Source organism: Uruburuella suis (assembly GCF_004341385.1).
In the GTDB taxonomy this organism is placed as follows: domain Bacteria; phylum Pseudomonadota; class Gammaproteobacteria; order Burkholderiales; family Neisseriaceae; genus Neisseria; species Neisseria suis.
The window spans coordinates 24853-44817 of sequence record NZ_SLXE01000022.1 but is presented as its reverse complement, the minus strand read 5'-3'; the positions used below and the strand labels follow the sequence as shown (position 1 = coordinate 44817).

Sequence of the window (19965 nt, the reverse complement as noted above, 5' to 3'; positions counted from 1 at the left end):
CGGCAGCACCACCCTCAAAGGCGCGCAGGTGTTCGGCAGCAGCATCGAGCTCGATGCGCAAAGCCTCCACATCGAAAGCCTGCAAAACCGCGCCGCCCACCAAAGCCGCCAATATCAGGGCAGCGCCCAAATCACCGTGGGCTACGGCGTGTCCGGCAGTGGCGATTTCAGCCACAGCCAAATCCGTGCCGACCATGCTTCGGTGGCCGAACAAAGCGGCCTCTTCGCCGGCGATGGCGGCTATCGGGTGAATGTGCAAAACCACACCGATCTCAAAGGCGGCCTTATCACCTCCACCGAAAAAGCCGAAGCCGAACACCGCAACCGCTTTCAGACGGCCACCCTCATCCACAGCGATACCCACAACCACAGCAAGAGCAAAATCACCCGCAATCCGGCAGCTGGCAGGCTTCGCCCCACTTTCAATAATACCTATAAAAAAATTATCATAAATAAGGTGTTGCATGATATGCAACGCAGGCGTAATATGTGCTCAACTTGATTGGTTTAAACCAAATGGATTAACTCATGGAAAATACTTCCACCGTAGAATCAGCCAAGCAAAAGCTCAATGATTGGCTCGACAAAGGCATTATCGTTTCAGGAAACAAGCTGCCTTCGGAAAGAGAGCTTGAGGAGCTTTTGGGGGTGAAGCGCATGACTTTGCGCCAAGCTTTATTACATTTAGAGGGTGAATCAAAAATTTTTCGCAAAGACAGGCGGGGTTGGTTTGTTGCCTTGCCTCGCTTCAACTACAACCCCAGCAGCGCCACGAGTTTCAAGCAAGCTGCCATCGAGCAGGGGCGCCTGCCCTCTTGGGGCTATCTGAGCAAAGAGCGTGTCCACGCCGCTGCGCCAAACATTTTGGCCTTGCTCGGGGTTAAAGAAGGCGATGCTTTATACAAAATCTGTGGCTGGGGCGCTCTGGACAACCATAAAGTTTTTTACCATGAAACCTTTATCAATGCGCAAGTGGCTCCTGATTTTATCGAGCAGCTTGGTGAAGGCTCATTTGCTGAGGCGTGGGAAACAATCTATTCAAAAAAAACGCATACCAAGCATTTGGAATTTAAGCCCACCCGCTTTTCGGGCAGCGCTTGCAAGGGGATTGGCGGAACGCCGGGCACACCTTCTATTCGGGTGAAGAAATATCGTGCGGATGAGGCAGATAAAATCGTTCAGATCGATATCGAATATTGGCGTTTTGAATCAGTAGAATTTTTTATCGACTTATAGGAAATCATCATGAACCGCATACAAGCCCAAAAAATTGTTGAGCGCATACAGAATATTCCGCTTTATCTGCATGCCTACGCCTTTCATCTCAATATGAGAATGGAAAAAATATTGCCGGAAGGTTTATTGGATATTGCCAGCGAGCAAAAGCTTAAGGGCGTCAAAGTCCACGTTTTAGACGGCGAGAGCCAATCTTTAAGCTGCGCCGATGATGCGCGCTTGCAAAAATTCGGAGAAAAAGCACACAGCTTGGGCTTGGATGTTCATATCGAAACCAGCGCCTCCGATGCCGAAACCATTGATACGGCCGTGGCGATTGCGCTCAAATCCGGCGCTTCTTCGGTGCGCTTTTATCCGCGTTATGAAGGGCATTTGGCCGAAGTGTTGGCGCAGGTCAAACAAGATATCCAATATATCAAAGCGCATTATCAGCACAGCGGTTTAACTTTCACGCTTGAGCAGCATGAAGATCTGAAAAGCCATGAGTTGGTTCGCTTGATTGAAGAGGCCGATTTTCCCCAACTCTCTCTTTTATTCGATTTCGCCAATATGATAAATGCAAATGAAGAGCCGCTCCCGGCTCTCGCGGCAATGGCAAGCAAAATCACTCAGGTGCACATCAAAGATGCACTGATTATCCGCGAAGCCAATGGGCTGGGGCATCAAGCCTGCATTTCCGGCCAAGGCGATCTGCCATTTAAAGAGCTGCTTTTTCAGCTTATTTGCTTGGGGGAACACAGCCCGCAAGTGATGGCCTACGGCTTGGAAGAAGAAGTGGATTACTACGCCCCGCCCTTCCGTTTTCAAGGGGAAGACAATAATCCGTGGATACCTTGGCGGCAAATGAGCGAAACAGAGCTGCCCAAAGAAAATCTGGATACACGATTAGAAAAAGAATTCGATGATGCCATCAACCAGATTCATTATGTACGAAATATTCTTAACGAATTAGCGCAAGAAGCGATAGCGGTATTAAATTAAATCCAAGGCAATCGATTTAATTTAAAAACACATTTTATTGTTGGTGTCGGATAACGCCATTAGCCAAAACACAGCTATCAATGACATCATAACCCTTATGATGAGGTAAAAATCATGCTGACCAGAAAGAAATGGACCATATTCAGCCTGTTGGTTTTATGTGGGGGCACTATTTATAAGCTGCCTTCATTGAAAGATGCTTTTTATGTGCCCATGCAAGAATATTTTCATCTTACCAATGGCCAAATTGGCAATGCCATGTCAGTTAATTCCATCGTTACAACCATCGGTTTCTTTTTATCGATTTATATTTCCGATCGCTTGCCGCGCCGCTTTACGATGTCATTCTCATTAATCGCCACCGGCTTGCTCGGCATTTATTTGTCTACCATGCCCGGTTATTGGGGAATATTGTTTGTTTGGGCGCTATTCGGTGTAACCTGCGATATGCTCAACTGGCCGGTGCTGCTCAAATCGGTCAGCCTGCTGGGCGACAATTCCCAGCAAGGGCGCTTGTTTGGCTTTTTCGAAACCGGCCGCGGCGTTGTCGACACCATTATCGCATTTAGCGCCCTGGCTATCTTTGCCTGGTTTGGCGGCGGCTATCTCGGGTTTAAAGCGGGCATTCTGTTTTATGCTTCCATCGCCATTTTAGTCGGCGTGGTTTTATTCTTTGCGATGAAAAACAACAGCTCGGAAGACGAAAACCCGGCATCGGCCGAAGCAACCGAAGAAAAAGCAGAGAAAAAAGCAGAAAATCCGAAGCTGGGCAGCGTGTTGAAAAACAAAACCGTTTGGCTCATCGCCTTCAGCATTTTTTGTGTTTACGCCGTGTATTGCGGGCTGACTTTCTTTATTCCCTTTCTGAGCAACATCTATGCCCTGCCGATTGCATTGGTTGGTGCCTACGGGATTATCAACCAATATTGCTTAAAAATGGTAGGCGGCCCCATAGGCGGCTTAATCGCCGATAAAGTTTTGAAATCGCCGAGCAAATATCTTTTCTACACCTTTATTATCAGCACGATTATGCTGGGCATATTGATTGTGTTGCCGCACGAGCATATGCCGGTTTACTTGGGCATGACATGCACTTTATTGTTTGGCGCAGTGATTTTTACGCAACGGGCTGTATTTTTCGCGCCCATTGGTGAAGCAGAAATCAGCGACAAAAACACCGGCGCGGCCATGGCGCTGGGCAGCTTTATCGGCTATGCGCCCGCAATGTTTTGCTACAGCCTCTATGGCCACGTTTTAGACGCAAACCCGGGGCTGCTGGGCTATCAAATCGTTTTTGGCTTAATGGCTGTGTTCGCCTGTGTCGGGATTTTCGTTTCCGCATTACTGGTGAAAAATATCCGTAAAAACCGCCAACAGCGTTCATTGCAATCGGTATAACAACATCTGGAATATGCTCCAAAAGCAGTTATTTAGGCCGTCTGAAGATTATTTTTCAGACGGCCTGATTGTTTGACACCGCTTAAATTATTCAAACCAACACTGCATAGCCCCGCCCTGCCTTGATTCAAGTTTGATTCACCATCATTGCCAAGCCACTTCAGAAATAATATAAAAAAATATTATAAATTCATACACAATTGTCATAAAAATTGGGGAATGCTAGAGTAAAGCCCATAAAGTAGCACCAACCACAAAAATAGAAGGAGAGAAAATGAACGTGTTGAAATGGTCTTTATTGGCGGCCTCTTTGGGCTTGGCCGCATGCAGCAGCGGAGGCAGCAATCCGCCCGTTGTTACCGATCCCGGAGACGGCGGCGGTAATCCGCCGGTGGTGATTCCCGATCCCGGAGATGGTAGCGGCAATCCGCCGGTGGTGATTCCCGATCCCGGAGATGGCGGCGGCAATCCGCCGGTAGTGGTTCCCGATCCCGGAGATGGCGGCGGCAATCCGCCGGTGGTTACTGAACCTGAAAATGGCGGCATGGATAAGAAAATCAGCGGCGAATTTTATGAAGTAGATGTTTTTCGGCAATACGATGTAGCCCCCGCTTACGATCCAATCGGCCCTGTGTGGGTAAGAAACACCGGTTCCACTGATAACATCAATATATTGGTGTTAGATGGCGAGCGCATCAATATGCTGCCGCAAAGCATCACCGGCAACATCACAGTGTTTAGCGGCCACAACGAACACGGTCAACCCATCACTAAAGCAGTGTCCAATAATATGCAATATTTGGTTCATGGTTGGTTTTATCGGCCCACTGCAGCGCCATGCGGCGCTGATGACATCAACTGTCAATTTGATCGCGAAAGTGTAAGCGGCAAGGGTTTTGATCCTAATGCACACCGCCAATCATTCTTTGCACAAGGCTATCGCACTCTGGATATGCCAACCTCGGGAACTGCCGCTTATAGTGGCCAAGCCTTGGTAGCTGATGCCCGCTCCAGAAGCACCGGTATTATTCAAGCCGATATTACTCAAACAGATGCCTCATTCTCCGTTGATTTCGGTGCCCGCACGCTCACCGGCAAAATCGGCTCGTTTCAGCCGTTTACCGCAAGCATTCAAGGCAATCGATTTGCCACAGACGATCGCGATATTCCTTTCGACAGCTATCCGATTTCCGCCAAAGGCGGCTTTTACGGCCCCAAAGCAGCCGAGCTGGGCGGGGTGTTTACCGACAATAGATTTGCCATCGGTTCTTTTGCCGCAAAACAAGATGCCAGCGAATAAAATGGCATAAATCAAACACAGGCCGTCTGAAACACAGTTTTCAGACGGCCTGTAAGTTTTGCACTGATTATTGAAAAGTGAAAACGCAGAAAATTGAAAACGCAAGCTTGGCAAATCCGTTTTGCATGCTTATGCAAACATATTCACCTTTATGCGCTTATTTGCATCTATCATTAAAAATTCAGCGGTGCCCGATTTTCGCCCGATTTTCCATTTTCTCCCAAGCCGATAAAAACTAAAGAAATAATTACCCAAATCAAGAATACTTACCCTATTAAAATACTTGCAATGGGTAAAACAATTATCTATCATACCCTCGCCCGCAGTTGCGGGTATCTTATATAAAAAAACATAATTCTTAAATTCATTACGGAGTGAAAAAACATGGACATGAAAAAAACCATACTGGCCTCTTTGGCTCTTTTGGGCATGAGTTGCGCATTGGCAGCGGTTAACATCAACACCGCCGGTGCCGATGAACTCAAAGCTCTACCGGGCATCGGCTCGGCAAAGGCAGAGGCAATTGTTGAATATCGCAAACAACACGGCAATTTCAAAAGCGTGGAAGAGTTGAAAAATGTAAAAGGCATTGGCGAGAGCTTGTTCAACCGTTTGCAAGACGGCACGATTGTGCCCGCTGTGTAAACATCGCTAACTTTAACTTTGCTTGAAAAAGGCCGTCTGAACAAATTTGTTCAGACGGCCTTTTTTACGTTTACCGCCTTATCCCATCAATATGCGTTGAACCATGATTAAGCGCTCACTTAACACCGGCCTGCGCCTTGGCCACCCCCAGCGCCATGCTGCGCCCGGCTTCTTCCGCTTCGCGCTCACGCCCCGGCAAAGGGCGCGCACCCACGGTGCGTTTGAGCAGCACCAAGCCATACACCGCCGCCGCATGCGGCCACCAGCGATCGCCCGCTGCCTCCATAAAACGCCAGTTTTTCAACGCCTTGCCGCTACTCACCGCTGGCACATACACCATAAATTGCCCGCTTTCGATGGTAAAGCCCAGCGAGAGCGCCTGCTTTTTCAGCTGCGGCAACGGCAGGCAGCGGCGTTGTTCGGGCAGGCGCACACCATCAAACCAGCAGCTGAAGCGCCATAAAGAATGCGGGTTCAGCCCGGTGAGCACCAACCGCCCTTCCGGTTTCAAAGCCCGATAAGCCTCGGCCAGCGCCACCTCGGGCGCATCGCAGCATTCCAACACATGCGGCATCAGCAGCAAATCCAGCGCCTGATCCGCCCAGGCCGAAGCATCCGCCTGCATTTCCACATCGCGTCCCACGCACACCGCCTGCCCATTCGGCCACAAAGCCCAATCAGGCATGCCCGCCTGCACCACCGTGCCCGCGTGCAGCCCGGCCAGCGCACGGGCATAAAATTGCTGCTCGCGCTGAGCCGTGTAGCGCCCCGCATCGGTGCGGCCGAACCAATCTGTCAATATTTTGCAACTCATCGCCTTACTTTCATTCATTCCACTTCGCCTGCCCATCATACAGCCAGCCTTGCCATCCGACAAAACCTTCCCCGCCCATGCCCATGGCAAGCCTATAAATTATCAAGCAATTTAATGCCCTAATCACTTGACTGCACCCCCTCCAGCCAGTAACATCGGCAAAATCGAATTCCTATATGCTTCATATTAAAAGACTATGGCAAAATTAAAAACTATTGTATTGGCTGTGACCGGCCTTTCCGCCTTCTCCGCCACCGCCGGCCACGCCGCCACACCCAATCAAGCAGGCATGGCCATGATGCGCCTGAACGCCTCGCTGCTTGATCAAGCCGCCACCAACTTTGCCTCCGGCAGCCTTTGGAACAATCTGCGCCGTGACTTCCGCATGGTTGAAGTCAACCCCGAATTGGTGCGCCGCCACGAAAGCAACTTCGTAAAAGGCAACGCTTATTTCAACCGCACCATCGACCGCAGCAAACCTTATATGTTTCATATTGCCAATGAAGTGAAAAAGCGCAATATGCCGTCTGAAATCGCCCTCTTGCCCTTTATCGAAAGCGCTTATGTAACCAAAGCGCGCTCGCATGTGGGCGCTTCCGGGCTGTGGCAGTTTATGCCCGCCACCGGCCGCCACTACGGCCTCGAAAAAACCCCGCTTTACGATGGCCGCCATGATGTAGCTGCCGCCACCGATGCCGCGCTGAATTATCTCGAATACCTGCACCGCCTCTTCGGCGACTGGTCGCTTGCGCTGGCCGCCTACAACTGGGGTGAGGGCAATGTCGGCCGCGCCATCAACCGCGCCCGCGCACAAGGCCTCGAGCCCACTTACGAAAACCTGCGCATGCCCAACGAAACGCGCAATTATGTGCCCAAGCTTTTGGCCGTGCGCAACTTGGTAAACAACCCGCAAGCCTTCGGCATGAATCTGAGCGACATCGACAACAAGCCCTATTTTAAAGCGGTGAACATTGATAAGCCTGCCGATGTGGCTGCCATCACCCGCTTAGCCAACATCAGCGAGAGCGAATTTCTCGCGCTGAATCCGGCCTACAGCGCGCCCGTATTTATTCCGAAAAACAACCGCAAGCTGCTGCTGCCGGTAACGGCTGCGGCCACTTTCGAGAAAAACTACCGCAACGCCAGCCCCGACACCCTGCTCTCTTGGGATGTTTACACACCGTTTTCCACCACCAGCCTTTCCAGCATTGCCGCTGAAACAGGCATGAGCGTGGCAGAAATCAAACGCCTCAACGGCATGAGCGCCAACAGCGTGGGTGCCGGCCGCAGCATTTTGGTGGCCAAAAGCAGAGCCACCACCGGCAGCTTCGGCCGCCACGACTTGAATTTCGCCAGCATCGACACCGACACCGCACCCGACACTTACCGCTCCGATATGCCGGTGATGCAGCCCGCCGCACCTTCGGCCGCCGTGCTCGCCAGCGCCCAGCCTTTGCTGCCTAAGGCCGAGCCGATAACCGTCGCCCGTGCAGCCGCTGCCCAAACAGCCACCACCGAAGCCCGGCCGCAAATCCTCGCCGCCCAAACCCGCATCGCCACCGTGCCTGAGCAGGCTACTGCACAACCCATTGATTTCACGCGCGTGCAATCAACCGCTTGGTCTGACACAGCGCCCGCCGCTGCCACCACGCTTGCCGCCGCACCTGAAGCCGCGCCCATCACCACCGCCCAAGCCGGCACCCCCATCAGCACCGATATAGCCATCAAAGAAGCTTTGCCGCTGCCCACGCAAACCGCAGCCGCCGAGCAGGCCATTGATATTGCGATTAACCAACCGCTGCCCTTGCCCACCCAGCCGGGCGCCGCCGTTGAAGCAGACGATCCGCTCTTGGCGTTGGCACAAGAATCCGCCTTGCGTCTGAGCGCGGCCGACAGCGTGCGCAGCGCATTGGCGCAAGCTGAAAGCAACGAAGCGGCCGCCCGCATCCGTGCCACCCAGCAAGCCGAAGCCCGCGCCAAGCAACAGCAGCGCACCGAAGCCCGCTTAGCGCGTGCCGCTCAAACCCAACCGGCCGCAACCACCCACCGCGTGGCCGCCGGCGACACCTTGTATAACATCGCCCAGCGCTACAACATGAACGTGGCCGATTTGATTACCGCCAACAACATCCGCGGCAGCAACATCCGCCAAGGCCAAGTGTTGAAGCTGGCAGAAGCCTCATCCCAACGCAATGCCGTGCGCAATGTTTCCTACACCGTGCGCAAAGGCGACACGCTCAACACCATCGCCAGCCGCTTTAATGTCGACATCAACGACATCCGCCGCTGGAACCGCAACACCCGCACACTGGTGCCGGGCCAGCGCCTAAACCTGATGGGCAGCTAAAAGCCGCAATCCATTGAACCAAGCACATAGGCCGTCTGAAAATATTTTCAGACGGCCTATGTGCTTGAGTGGCGTTATCAAAACAAATCTTCAAAGATATTGAAATCCCCGCCGCTACACATCTTTACTAAAAAGTAATTTTCCATCAACAAGCGAAATAATTTACTTTTCAAGCAAAACAGCATACAATCTAAACACCTCTTCTGCCAAGAAAACATCATGAGCACACCCGAATTGCGCCGCCATAATCTGCACAGCTGGATTTCACGCCTGCACGGCGGCCGGCAAAGCCGCTTTGCCGCCGAAACCGGCATCAATCAGGGCGAATTGTCGGCGCTGCTGAAAAACAAAACCTTCGGCGAGCGCAAAGCCCGAAAAATCGAACAATCCGCCGGCATGCCGCTGCTGTGGCTCGACACCGACCACGGCGATTTCCACGCAGCCACCCCCTCCGCCACCCCATCTCAAGCGAGCCACACCATGACCCAATTTGCCACCATTCCCGAAATCTTGGCCGACATCAAAGCCGGCAAAATGGTGATCATCACCGATGCGGAAGACCGCGAAAACGAAGGCGATCTTCTAATGGCCGCCCAATTCGTTACCCCCGAAGCCATCAACTTTATGATCAAACACGCACGCGGCTTAGTGTGCCTGCCGATGAACGACGATTTGGTCGACCGGCTCGGCCTGCCGATGATGACGCAGAAAAACGGCGCCCAATACGGCACCAACTTCACCGTGTCTATCGAAGCGGCACACGGCATTTCCACCGGCATTTCCGCTGCCGACCGCGCGCTCACCATCCAAACCGCCGTGTCACCCGCCGCCAAAGCCGAAGATATTGTGCAACCCGGCCATATTTTCCCCTTGCGCGCACAAAAGGGCGGCGTGTTGGTGCGCGCCGGCCACACCGAAGCGGGCGTGGATTTGGCGCAAATGTGCGGCCTGATTCCCGCCGCCGTGATTTGCGAAATCATCAACGACGACGGCACCATGGCGCGCATTCCCGAATTAATGACCTTCGCCCAAACCCACAACCTCAAAATCGGCACCATCACCGATTTAATCGAATACCGCAGCCGCACCGAAACCCTGCTCGAAGAAATGGGCAGCACACCGGCACACACCCCGTGGGGCGATTTCCAGCAGCATGTGTATGTAGACAAGCTCTCCGGCGAAACCCACTTGGCGCTGGTTAAGGGCAGCCCCTCGCCCGACACCGAAACGCTGGTGCGCGTGCACGAGCCTTTCAGCGTGATGGATTTCCTGCACACCAATCCGCGCCACAGCTGGCCGCTGCCCGCCGCACTGCAACGCATCCAAGCCGCCGATGCCGGCGTGATCATCTTGATGCACCGCACCGAAAGCGGCGCCACCCTGCTCGACCGCACCCTGCCCAAAGGCCTGAACCAGGCACAACAATGGGACAGCAAAACCTACGGCATCGGCGCGCAGATTTTGGCCAACCTCAACGTGAAAAAAATGCGCGTACTCGGCAAACCTTCATCGTTTACCGGCCTCACCGGCTTCGGCCTCGAAGTGGCCGGCTTCGAAATGCCGGATGAAGTTTGATCAAGCACACCAAGTCCAAACAATAAGATATTGTGAAATGCAAGAAAAAGTAAAACAAAACTGCATGCTGCAACAGCGTAGCTTGGGTTGATAAACCCAAGGTTTCAGGCGGCTTGTAGATTTAATACCAGCAATAAACACACAGGCCGTCTGAAACCTTTCAGACGGCCTGTGTGTTAGGGTCTGTTCACCTTCATTTCGTGGCAATTTTTTACGCTCAAAATCTTATACAAATTCAAAAAAGTAAGCTAACAAGGCGGCGAGCCGCAGACAGTACACACGTACGGCAAGGCGAGCCAACATAAGTTAGGTTATTTTTTTGGATTGGTATTACGCACGAATGAATGCTGAACAGCCCCTAGGGTCTGTTCACATTTCATCCGTGCGTAAGATTTTGAGCGCAAAAGCGCGCTTGCAAGGCGAAAAGCGCAGCAAGGTTGGACACCTTGCGAGCATTTTCAACGCGGCAGGCGCGTTTTTGAGCCAAAAGATTGCCACGAGATGAATTGTGAACAGACCCTAAAGCTCCATATCAATAATCTTTAGCAATACCCAACAACACCGCCGCCAGCACAATCAGCACAATGCCGATGATCACTTTTGTCATCTGATCAGGCGTTTTCTTTTCTTTCAGAATAAAAATCGAACCCAGCGTGGAAATCACCACCGCCACCTGCGCCAGCGAAAAGCTGATGGCCACGCCCACGCGCGGTTGCGACACAAACATAAAAAAGCTGCCCAAAGCCCAAACAATGCCCGGCAGAATATTCTTAAGCGCATCGCGGTTGTAAGGCTTTTCTTTGGCCGTGAGCAGCAGCGCCATCAGCACCATGCCGATGCTTTGCGGAAAAATCGCATCCGAGCCTTTAACGTCAAACGAAGCAGCCAGCACCGCATAAGCCAGATAGCCGAGCGTAGACACCAGCAACATCACCAGCGCCGCGCGCATATTGTCGCGCCCGGCCGCATCCGCCACCACGCCTTTGGGGCGAGCCGAAGTGAGAAACACGCCCAGCAAAATCAGCACCAGCGCCGCCAGCCCCAAGCCGGTGGTGGCCGCATTATGCCACTCCGACAACACCAGCGCGCCAAAGAGCGTGGTGGCCACCAGCTGCATGCCGGTGGAAATCGGCATGGTCGTGGCCGCGCCCACTTTCTTGATGCTTTGCAGCTGCCCGATTTGGCCGACCGTCCACAACATGCCTGAAGCCAAACCCACCCAAAACACTTTCTGCGTGATTTCAGGATCGCTGAAAAAATAATTCAGCGAAGCAAACAAAAGCGCGCCCACTGTGATGCCGAGAATCTGGCTGTAAGCCGTGCCGCCGATATACACGGTAAACAAAATCATCGAGCCCCAAAATAAAGCGGGCAATAAGGCAATGGCAATATCCATAATTCTCTCTGAAATAAAATTACATTTTGCAGATTATAACGCCTGCCCCGATATTTTGTTTAACACATCTCAAAAAGATGCCCGAAACAGCTTATACCCATTCGAAAAAACAACCTAACTGCGTTGGCTTGCCCAGCCGTACTATTGATTCGGCAATTAAATATTGAGCATTTTCTAAAATTTAAATAATTGAAAAATATAAATTTTAATGCCTTTAAGTTTCAATGTTTAATTGTCGAATCTATAGGTGTACTGTCGCAGGCTTCCGCCTTGCTATCTTATTTTTTCGAATGGGTATTATTTTCATGCATTTTTTCGCGTTTGATGGCCGATTGCCCATCAACCGAGCCGGCTTTGCAGCATGCGGTTCAGCGTGCGGTTCAGCATTTTGTTATCTTATTTCAAAAACAGTAAACAGGCCGTCTGAACATTTTCCAGCCCGATGCAAACGCGCTACAATAAGCCCTATTTTCTTTCAGACGGCCTCACCATGCCCGAACTTACCGACCTGATGCAGCAAGAAGCCGCCGGCACCGTGGCCGAAACGCTCGACTTCTGGCTCTATGAATGCAGCATAGACGAAGCGCCCGCAGCCGCCGAAGTGGCGCAATGGCGCGATATTTTGGCCGCCCGCGGCGGCAAATTCACGCGGCTGGCGCAAATCTGCCAAACTTGGCTGGATGAAGAATGCGCATGATGCCGCGCAACCGCTACAGCCTGCTTGCCCTTTTGTGGCTGGCCGCCGGCCTTTATTCGCTGCTGTTTCGCGAAGCGGCGGGCGGCGCACCGCCTTTTGCCCATTTCGACAAAGTGGCACATTTCGCGCTTTTTTTCGGCCAATTCTGGCTCACCGCCAAAGCCTTTATGCAGGCGAAGCGCCCCATTCCCTATGTCGCGCTATTCACCTTGGCCGTGCTCTTGGCCGCCGGCAGCGAAGTGGCGCAAGCGCTGTTTACCCAAAGCCGCCAGGGCGATCTGCTCGACGGCTTGGCCGATATCGCCGGTGCCGCCACCGCTTTGTGGCTGGCACACAAAGTGAGCGCCGCCAAAAAGCAGGCCGTCTGAAAGCCCCGCATTGTTCAGACGGCCTTTAGAATCTGTTCACCATGAAACAAACCACAAAAAAGATTGTGAACAAATGCTTAACCCATTTCAAACCATCCCTTCAAAAGAGCCCGCCATGCAACCCTACATCACCCGCCGCACACAGCTTTTGCAAAAAATCGGCCCCGACGGCCTGGCCGTGTTGTTTGCCGCGCCCGAGCAGCGCCGCAGCAACGACACCGATTTTCCCTTCCGTCAAGACAGCTATTTCCACTATCTGAGCGGCTTTCCCGAGCCGGAAGCCATTATCGTGCTCGATGGCGCCAAAGGCAGCAGCACGCTTTATTGCCGCGGCAAAGATCCGCTGCGCGAAACTTGGGACGGCTTTCGCTACGGCCCCGAAGCCGCACGGCAGGCATTCGGCTTTGACGAAGCCCGCAATATCAACGAATGGCCGGCAGAGATTCAGGCCGCCATCACCAATAAAAAGCAATTATTCGCCCTGTGGGGGCAATATCCCGAACACGACCGCACGCTGATGCAGCATTGGCACCGCGTGCAGCAAAGTGCCGGCCAGCGCATGCTCGCCGAATGCAGCCGCGCGCCCGACAGCCTTGCCGACCTGGCCGCCCCGCTCAACCCCATGCGCTTAATCAAAGATGCCGCCGAAATCAGCCTGCTCCAAGAAGCCGGCCGCATCAGCGCGCTGGCACACATCCGCGCCATGCAAACCACCCGCCCCGGCATGGGCGAATGGCAGGCCGAAGCCGAAATCGTGCACGAATTCATACGCCACGGCGCGCGCTTCCCCGCGTATAACAGCATCGTAGCCGGCGGCAAAAATGCCTGCTGCCTGCACTATGTGGAAAACAAAGATATTTTGCATGAAGGCGATTTGCTGCTGATCGATGCCGGTGCCGAATACCAAATGTATGCCGGCGACATCACCCGCACCTTCCCCGTCAACGGCCGCTTCAGCGCCGCCCAAAAAGACGTTTACGAAATCGTGCTCGCCGCCAACGAAGCCTCCATTGCCGCCGTGCACCCCGGTGCAAACTGGGCCGACATCCACGCGCAAGCGCTGCACATTTTGGTGCAAGGCCTGATTGATTTGAAGCTGCTCAAAGGCAGCGTAGCAGGCAATATTGAAAGCCAAGCCTATCAGCGCTTCTATATGCACGGCCTCGGCCATTGGCTGGGGCTGGATGTGCACGACGTGGGCGGCCGCTGGCACGATGGCAAGCCCATTTTGCTGCAAGCGGGCATGTGCACCACCATCGAGCCCGGGCTTTATATCAACGCCGCGCCCGACATTCCCAAAGCCTTCCACAACATCGGCATCCGCATTGAAGACAACATCCTCGTCACCGAGCACGGCCACGAAAACTACACCGCCGCCGCGCCCAAACAAATCGAGGAGATCGAAGCCCTGATGCGCGGCTGAGCCGCAGCGCCGCCATCTATAGTGAAATGTAAGAAAAAGTGACACGGAACGCCATTTTACAATGGCGTAGCTTGGGTTGATAAACCCAAGGTTTCAGACGGCCTGTGGGCTTGTTGGGTTTTCAACCCAACCTACCCGCCGTATCACTTTTTTATGCATTTCACTATATAAAAAGGCCGTCTGAAAAACTTTCAGACGGCCTTTTTGGATGCTTTACACCAATTCCCAAAACAACCTTAAAAAATCATACCCATTCAGAAAAATAACCTTACAAAATAAAAGCAGCTCGATAGCACCATCAGTGTGGGTCGGGTTCAAGGATCCGCCCCACAGGCTGCCTGTTGGTATATTATTTTTTTAAGTTTGGCATAGGAACAATTTTAGCGTCATCTGCGTAGCTTGGGCTAGGGTCTGCTCACAATTCATCTCGTGACAATCTTTTGGCTCAAAAATGCGCCTGCCGCGTTGAAAATGCTCGCAAGGTGTCCAACCTTGCTGCGCTTTTCGCCTTGCAAGCGCACTTTTGCGCTCAAAATCTTACGCACGGATGAAATGTGAACAGACCCTAGGCATTCAAAATCAAACAGCTTTATAAAATCAATCGGTAGAAATGCAGATGTTGGGCCACAGCAGCCTAGCCCAACCTGAAGTCTTGCATTCAATATCAACTCAAAACCGAATCAAAACAAGCCGTGTATCACGCCGTGCTCGTCCACATCAATCTGCTCGGCGGCGGGCGCTTTGGGCAGGCCGGGCATTTTCATCATATTGCCGCACAAAGCCACGATAAAGCCGGCGCCGGCCGACACGGTGATGCCGCGCACGTGCAGCTTGAAGCCTGTGGGGCAGCCGAGCAGCTTGGCATCATCGCTGAGCGAATATTGGGTTTTGGCCATGCACACCGGCAGCTTATCCAGCCCCAATTTTTCCAGGCCGGCGATTTCGGCGAGCGCTTCGCTGCTGAAATCCACATCGGCCGCGCCATACACTTTTTGCGCAATGGCGCGGATTTTATCGGCCACGCTGCTGTTTTCTTCATAAGCAAAACGAAATTCGTTGGGCTGGCCTGCAATGGCATCGATCACGGCATGCGCCAGCGCTTCGCCGCCCGCGCCGCCTTTTTCCCACACCTCAGTGAGCGCCACAGCTGCACCCTCCTCGGCGCAGGCGGCTTGAATCACATCCAATTCAGCATCGGTGTCGGACACAAAACGGTTGAGCGCCACCACCACCGGCAGGCCGAACACTTCTTTCATATTGCGGATGTGTTTGAGCAGATTGGGCAGGCCGCGCTGCAAAGCTTCTAGGTTTTCCGCGCCCAAATCGGCACGCGCCACGCCGCCGTTGTATTTCAGCGCACGCACGGTGGCCACCACCACCGCCGCATCGGGCTTCAGCCCGGCGAGGCGGCATTTGATGTCGCAAAATTTCTCTGCGCCCAAATCCGCGCCGAAGCCGGCTTCGGTGATGGCATAATCACCCAAATGCTGCGCCATGCGCGTGGCAATCACCGAATTGCAGCCATGCGCAATATTGGCAAACGGCCCGCCGTGCACCAGCGCCGGCGTGCCCTCTATGGTTTGCACCAGATTGGGCTTGACGGCATCTTTCAACAAGGCCGCCATCGCGCCGTGGGCTTTCAAATCGCGCGCATACACGGGCGCGCCGCTTTTACTATAAGCCACCAGCATATTGCCGAGGCGGTTTTTCAAATCGGCCAAATCTTGAGCCAGGCAGAAAACCGCCATCACTTCCGAAGCCACGGTGATGTCGAAGCCGTCGGGGCGCATCACGCCGTCCACCGGCTTGCCCAAGCCGCCGATAATGTTGCGCAGCTGGCGGTCGTTCATGTCTACCGCGCGCCGCCACAGCACGCGTTTGGGGTCGATATCGAGCGCATTGCCCTGATAAATGTGGTTGTCGAGCATGGCGGCCAACAGATTATTGGCCGCGCCGATGGCGTGAAAATCGCCGGTGAAATGCAGATTGATGTCTTCCATCGGCAGCACTTGCGCATAGCCGCCGCCGGCCGCGCCGCCTTTGATGCCGAACACGGGGCCGAGCGACGGCTCGCGCATGGCCACCACCGCATTTTTGCCGAGGCGGTTGAGCGCATCAGCCAGGCCGATGGTGACGGTGGTTTTGCCCTCGCCCGCCGGCGTGGGGTTGATCGCCGTCACCAAAATCAGCCGGCCTTGTTTGGCCGGCAGCGCAAAAGCCTTGACCGGTGTGATTTTGGCCTTGAAATGGCCGTAAGGCGAAATATGCGCTTCATCAAGGCCGAGCTTGGCGGCAATTTCGCCGATGGGGCGCATGGGGGATTCGTGGGCGATTTCTGCATCGGTTTTGTAGCTCATGGGGTGTCCGTTTTCCGTGGGCGAAAAAGCATTATTATAGCGCCAACATACTGCCTGAGCTTGCGAAAAGGGATGGCTTTTGCATTACATCAACTTACCTTTTGAGGCCGTCTGAAACGGATAAACGTTTAAGGCATACCTACATCGGCCTTGAACAAGCAGAATATTTCGGATGATGCATTGATAATGAAATACAAGAAAAAGTGACACAACGGGTAGCTCGGGTTGAAAACCCAACAAGCCCGCAGGCCATCTGAAACCTTGGGTTTATCAACCCAAGCTAAGCTGTTACAAAGCGTTGTTTTATATCGATTTTTATTTCTATCCACTATATTTGTTTTGATTAGGCAAAGGCCGTCTGAAAAGTTTCAGACGGCCTTTGCCTATATCTTGAAATCACAACTTCATGTTTGCAGCTAACCGGAATCTTTCTAAAAAACGAATTCGGCATGCCGCATAAGCCAGCATTTCCCGGATTATCCGGCGGTGAGCAGGCTGAGCGCTTCGCGGTATTTGGCTACCGTTTTCTCAATCACTTCGGCGGGCACTTTCGGGGCGGGTGCTTGCTTGTTCCAGCCACTTTGTTCGAGCCAGTCGCGCACGAATTGCTTGTCGAACGAAGGCGGATTGGTGCCGACTTGATATTGGTCTGCCGGCCAGAAGCGGCTGGAATCGGGAGTGAGCACTTCGTCCATCAAGGTTAAAACGCCCTCTTCGTCGAGGCCGAATTCAAATTTGGTGTCGCAAATAATGATGCCGCGCGTTTTCGCATAAGCGGCGGCTTCGGTGTAGAGCTCGATGGCTTTTGCGCGCACTTCTGCCGCCAATTCCGCGCCGATAATCTGCTCGCATTCGGCAAAGCTGATGTTTTCATCGTGATCGCCCACCGCCGCTTTGGTGGACGGGGTGAAAATCACCTCGGGCAGCTGCTGCGCTTCCCGCATGCCCGCAGGCAGGGCAATGCCGCACACGCTGCCGCTTTGCTGATAATCTTTCCAGCCGCTGCCGGCCAAATAGCCGCGCACAATGGCTTCTACTTTCACCGGCTCCAGCTTTTTCGCCACCACCGCCCGCTTTTCCAGCGCGCGGGCTTGATCTTCGGGCAACACATCATAAACGGTGTTGCCGGTGAAATGATTCGGCATGATGTGCGCCAACTTTTGAAACCAGAAATTGGAAATCTGCGTGAGAATTTCGCCCTTGCCGGGAATCGGGTCGTCGAGAATCACGTCAAATGCCGACAAGCGGTCTGACGCCACCATCAACATGCGCTGTTCATCGATTTCATACAAATCGCGCACTTTACCGGAATAGATTTTTTTCAAACTGATGTCAGACATGGCCGCTCTTTTCACGCAAGAAGTAAAAGGCCGATTTTAACCGAATTGGTCGGCTTTGGGCAGATTGTTTACAATTGTCGCGGCTTGGTAATAACGATTCAAAAAAGTAAGCTCACAAGGCGAGACAACGAAGTTATACCAATCCAAAAAAATAACCTAACTTCGTTGTCTCGCCTTGCCGTACTAGTTGTACTGTCTGCGGCTCGCCGCCTTGTTAGCTTACTTTTTTGAATTGGTATTAGGTTATTTGTTTGGATTGGTATAAAAGCGGCTCAAGGCATCCGGCTGCTTCATTTATCCAAAACAAAAGGCCGTCTGAAAAACTTTTCAGACGGCCTTGATAAACACAGCACATTCAGCAGCTTAAGGATTGCGCCGCACCAAACGGTAATAAGTTTCGCCACTTTGGATATAGCCCAAATCCACGCGGGCGATTTCGGCGATGGCATCCTGCCCTTCGGCCAAATCCATCACCTCGGCCGCCAGCGCGCTGTTGCGCAGGGCGAGCGCCTGGTTTTTCTCTTCCTGCACGGCCACTCGGTCTTGCAGGTGCCACATGTCGCGCCAACCGCCTTTGGCTATCCAAAGGTTGTATTGGAAACACGCCAAGGCGGCGATTAAAACCAGCGTCACCCACTTCATGCTTTATGCCTTATTTGCCCAGTTGGTAAAAAGCGGCTTTGCCCGGATAGTAAGCGGCTTCGCCCAGCTCTTCTTCAATGCGCAGCAGCTGGTTGTATTTGGCCATGCGGTCGGAGCGGCTCAGCGAGCCGGTTTTGATCTGCATGCAGTTGGTCGACACGGCCAAATCAGCGATGGTGCTGTCTTCGGTTTCGCCCGAGCGGTGGCTCATCACGCAGGTGTAGCGGTTGCGTTTGGCCAATTCAACGGCTTGCAGGGTTTCGCTCAAGGTGCCGATTTGGTTCACTTTCACCAACAAAGCATTGGCCACGCCGGCTTCAATACCTTCGGCCAGAATTTTCGGGTTGGTGACAAACAAATCGTCGCCCACCAATTGCACTTTGCCGCCCAAGCGCTCGGTGAGCAGCTTCCAGCCGGCCCAGTCGTTTTCATCCATGCCGTCTTCAATGGAAACAATCGGGTATTCGTCCACCAGTTTGGCCAGATAGTCGGCAAATTCTTCGCTGCTCAATGCCAAGCCTTCGGCGCTGAGGTGGTATTTGCCGTCGCGGTAGAATTCGCTGGACGCGCAATCCATGGCCAGCAGCACATCTTCGCCCGGAATATAGCCGGCGGCGCTCACGGCTTCGAGAATCAGCTTCAGCGCTTCTTCATGGCTGCTCAGGTTGGGTGCAAAGCCGCCTTCATCGCCCACGGTGGTGGGGAAGCCTTTGCTGTCGCACAGTTTTTTCAGTGCATGGAACACTTCGGCACCGCAGCGCAGGGCTTCGCGGAAAGTGGGTGCGCCCACCGGCATAATCATAAATTCTTGAATATCCAGGCTGTTGTTGGCATGTTCGCCGCCGTTGATTACGTTCATCATCGGCACGGGCAGCGCCATCGGGCCTGCACCGCCCAAATAGCGGTAAAGCGGCAGGCCGGCATCTTCTGCTGCAGCGCGAGCCACCGCCATCGACACGGCCAAAGTGGCATTCGCACCCAAGCGGCCTTTGTTGTCGGTGCCGTCGATATCGATCATCACGCGGTCGATATAGCTTTGCTCGCTGGCATCCAAGCCGATCAGGGCTTGGGCGATTTCGTTGTTGACATGCTCCACGGCTTGCAGCACGCCTTTGCCCAAATAGCGGCTTTTGTCGCCATCGCGCAATTCCAAAGCCTCTTTCTGGCCGGTAGAAGCGCCCGAGGGCACAGCGGCGCGACCCATCACGCCGGACTCGAGCAACACATCGCACTCAACAGTGGGGTTGCCGCGTGAATCCAAAATCTCGCGGGCAAAAATATCAACAATAGCGCTCATGCAAAGTCTCCTGAAATAATAACAATAAATAGGGAAAGCGTTTTTCAGACGGCCTGCCGCATCGCAGCCGCAAGCTCTGAAGTAATATTACAAAAAAGATTATACCGATTCAGGCCGTCTGAAACGAGTATTTTACGGCATAATTGTTA

The 19965-nt window shown here is 53.2% G+C and carries 17 protein-coding genes; 11 read left to right on the top strand and 6 right to left on the bottom strand.

Annotated features, from left to right (window positions below; genetic code table 11):
• The 6 genes from EV680_RS08580 to EV680_RS08555 all read left to right on the top strand — a co-directional run.
• Positions 1 to 502, top strand: a 502-nt coding sequence (locus tag EV680_RS08580) for a hemagglutinin repeat-containing protein (RefSeq protein ID WP_207894318.1), incomplete at its 5' end; no start/stop codon positions are given.
• A gap of 26 nt (positions 503 to 528) precedes the next feature.
• The gene (locus tag EV680_RS08575) at positions 529 to 1236 is read left to right on the top strand and encodes a GntR family transcriptional regulator (RefSeq protein WP_132954332.1); all 708 of its coding nucleotides are present in this window, start codon (positions 529 to 531) and stop codon (positions 1234 to 1236) included.
• Between the two features lie 9 nt (positions 1237 to 1245).
• Positions 1246 to 2217 carry a sugar phosphate isomerase/epimerase family protein gene (locus EV680_RS08570; protein ID WP_132954331.1) on the top strand — a complete coding sequence of 324 codons (972 nt, stop codon included), beginning with the start codon at positions 1246 to 1248 and terminating at the stop codon, positions 2215 to 2217.
• A 114-nt stretch (positions 2218 to 2331) separates the two neighbouring features.
• Positions 2332 to 3615 (top strand): MFS transporter, encoded by a 1284-nt coding sequence (locus EV680_RS08565; protein ID WP_132954330.1) that lies wholly within the window; start codon positions 2332 to 2334, stop codon positions 3613 to 3615.
• A gap of 274 nt (positions 3616 to 3889) precedes the next feature.
• Complete coding sequence (locus EV680_RS08560; protein WP_132954329.1) at positions 3890 to 4915, top strand: transferrin-binding protein-like solute binding protein; 1026 nt, start codon at positions 3890 to 3892, stop codon at positions 4913 to 4915.
• A 390-nt stretch (positions 4916 to 5305) separates the two neighbouring features.
• Positions 5306 to 5560: a ComEA family DNA-binding protein gene (locus tag EV680_RS08555; RefSeq protein WP_132954335.1), complete on the top strand. Its 255-nt coding sequence runs from the start codon at positions 5306 to 5308 to the stop codon at positions 5558 to 5560.
• A 115-nt stretch (positions 5561 to 5675) separates the two neighbouring features.
• Here the strand turns inward: EV680_RS08555 and EV680_RS08550 are convergent, their stop codons facing one another.
• The gene (locus tag EV680_RS08550; RefSeq protein ID WP_243650367.1) at positions 5676 to 6392 is read right to left on the bottom strand and encodes a class I SAM-dependent methyltransferase; all 717 of its coding nucleotides are present in this window, start codon (positions 6390 to 6392) and stop codon (positions 5676 to 5678) included.
• A 178-nt stretch (positions 6393 to 6570) separates the two neighbouring features.
• Between EV680_RS08550 and EV680_RS08545 the strand changes: the two genes are divergently transcribed.
• Complete coding sequence (locus EV680_RS08545) at positions 6571 to 8721, top strand: LysM peptidoglycan-binding domain-containing protein (RefSeq protein WP_132954328.1); 2151 nt, start codon at positions 6571 to 6573, stop codon at positions 8719 to 8721.
• Positions 8722 to 8940: 219 nt separating this feature from the next.
• The gene (gene ribBA, locus EV680_RS08540; RefSeq protein WP_132954327.1) at positions 8941 to 10296 is read left to right on the top strand and encodes a bifunctional 3,4-dihydroxy-2-butanone-4-phosphate synthase/GTP cyclohydrolase II; all 1356 of its coding nucleotides are present in this window, start codon (positions 8941 to 8943) and stop codon (positions 10294 to 10296) included.
• A 532-nt stretch (positions 10297 to 10828) separates the two neighbouring features.
• Here ribBA and EV680_RS08535 read toward each other — a convergent pair.
• Positions 10829 to 11692: a GRP family sugar transporter gene (locus tag EV680_RS08535; RefSeq protein WP_132954326.1), complete on the bottom strand. Its 864-nt coding sequence runs from the start codon at positions 11690 to 11692 to the stop codon at positions 10829 to 10831.
• A 490-nt stretch (positions 11693 to 12182) separates the two neighbouring features.
• On the opposite strand from EV680_RS08535, the gene EV680_RS08530 reads away from it, so the two are divergent.
• The 3 genes from EV680_RS08530 (at position 12183) to EV680_RS08520 (ending at position 14180) form a co-directional block, all read left to right on the top strand.
• Positions 12183 to 12389: a dioxygenase gene (locus EV680_RS08530; RefSeq protein ID WP_132954325.1), complete on the top strand. Its 207-nt coding sequence runs from the start codon at positions 12183 to 12185 to the stop codon at positions 12387 to 12389.
• Positions 12380 to 12757: a VanZ family protein gene (locus EV680_RS08525; RefSeq protein WP_132954324.1), complete on the top strand. Its 378-nt coding sequence runs from the start codon at positions 12380 to 12382 to the stop codon at positions 12755 to 12757. Before EV680_RS08530 ends, EV680_RS08525 begins: the two co-directional genes overlap by 10 nt.
• A gap of 115 nt (positions 12758 to 12872) precedes the next feature.
• The gene (locus EV680_RS08520; protein WP_132954323.1) at positions 12873 to 14180 is read left to right on the top strand and encodes an aminopeptidase P N-terminal domain-containing protein; all 1308 of its coding nucleotides are present in this window, start codon (positions 12873 to 12875) and stop codon (positions 14178 to 14180) included.
• A gap of 680 nt (positions 14181 to 14860) precedes the next feature.
• On the opposite strand, the gene EV680_RS08515 is transcribed toward EV680_RS08520, so the two are convergent.
• The 4 genes from EV680_RS08515 to eno form a co-directional block, all read right to left on the bottom strand.
• Positions 14861 to 16537: a formate--tetrahydrofolate ligase gene (locus EV680_RS08515; protein ID WP_132954322.1), complete on the bottom strand. Its 1677-nt coding sequence runs from the start codon at positions 16535 to 16537 to the stop codon at positions 14861 to 14863.
• 476 nt (positions 16538 to 17013) lie between these two features.
• On the bottom strand, positions 17014 to 17877 hold the full coding sequence (locus tag EV680_RS08510) for a phosphoribosylaminoimidazolesuccinocarboxamide synthase (protein ID WP_132954321.1): 864 nt from the start codon (positions 17875 to 17877) through the stop codon (positions 17014 to 17016).
• Positions 17878 to 18240: 363 nt separating this feature from the next.
• A complete protein-coding gene (gene ftsB, locus EV680_RS08505) occupies positions 18241 to 18519 on the bottom strand; it encodes a cell division protein FtsB (protein ID WP_132954320.1) in 279 nt (92 codons plus the stop codon).
• Positions 18520 to 18529: 10 nt separating this feature from the next.
• Positions 18530 to 19816 (bottom strand): phosphopyruvate hydratase, encoded by a 1287-nt coding sequence (gene eno, locus EV680_RS08500; RefSeq protein ID WP_132954319.1) that lies wholly within the window; start codon positions 19814 to 19816, stop codon positions 18530 to 18532.
• Positions 19817 to 19965 lie beyond the last annotated feature (149 nt).

Bases quoted from the DNA above. Each gene is read 5' to 3' on its own strand.
- EV680_RS08575 (WP_132954332.1), top strand. From the start codon at position 529: ATGGAAAATACTTCCACCGTAGAATCAGCCAAGCAAAAGCTCAATGAT.
- EV680_RS08570 (WP_132954331.1), top strand. From the start codon at position 1,246: ATGAACCGCATACAAGCCCAAAAAATTGTTGAGCGCATACAGAATATT.
- EV680_RS08565 (WP_132954330.1), top strand. From the start codon at position 2,332: ATGCTGACCAGAAAGAAATGGACCATATTCAGCCTGTTGGTTTTATGT.
- EV680_RS08560 (WP_132954329.1), top strand. From the start codon at position 3,890: ATGAACGTGTTGAAATGGTCTTTATTGGCGGCCTCTTTGGGCTTGGCC.
- EV680_RS08555 (WP_132954335.1), top strand. From the start codon at position 5,306: ATGAAAAAAACCATACTGGCCTCTTTGGCTCTTTTGGGCATGAGTTGC.
- EV680_RS08550 (WP_243650367.1), bottom strand. From the start codon at position 6,392: ATGAATGAAAGTAAGGCGATGAGTTGCAAAATATTGACAGATTGGTTC.
- EV680_RS08545 (WP_132954328.1), top strand. From the start codon at position 6,571: ATGGCAAAATTAAAAACTATTGTATTGGCTGTGACCGGCCTTTCCGCC.
- ribBA (WP_132954327.1), top strand. From the start codon at position 8,941: ATGAGCACACCCGAATTGCGCCGCCATAATCTGCACAGCTGGATTTCA.
- EV680_RS08535 (WP_132954326.1), bottom strand. From the start codon at position 11,692: ATGGATATTGCCATTGCCTTATTGCCCGCTTTATTTTGGGGCTCGATG.
- EV680_RS08530 (WP_132954325.1), top strand. From the start codon at position 12,183: ATGCCCGAACTTACCGACCTGATGCAGCAAGAAGCCGCCGGCACCGTG.
- EV680_RS08525 (WP_132954324.1), top strand. From the start codon at position 12,380: ATGCGCATGATGCCGCGCAACCGCTACAGCCTGCTTGCCCTTTTGTGG.
- EV680_RS08520 (WP_132954323.1), top strand. From the start codon at position 12,873: ATGCAACCCTACATCACCCGCCGCACACAGCTTTTGCAAAAAATCGGC.
- EV680_RS08515 (WP_132954322.1), bottom strand. From the start codon at position 16,537: ATGAGCTACAAAACCGATGCAGAAATCGCCCACGAATCCCCCATGCGC.
- EV680_RS08510 (WP_132954321.1), bottom strand. From the start codon at position 17,877: ATGTCTGACATCAGTTTGAAAAAAATCTATTCCGGTAAAGTGCGCGAT.
- ftsB (WP_132954320.1), bottom strand. From the start codon at position 18,519: ATGAAGTGGGTGACGCTGGTTTTAATCGCCGCCTTGGCGTGTTTCCAA.
- eno (WP_132954319.1), bottom strand. From the start codon at position 19,816: ATGAGCGCTATTGTTGATATTTTTGCCCGCGAGATTTTGGATTCACGC.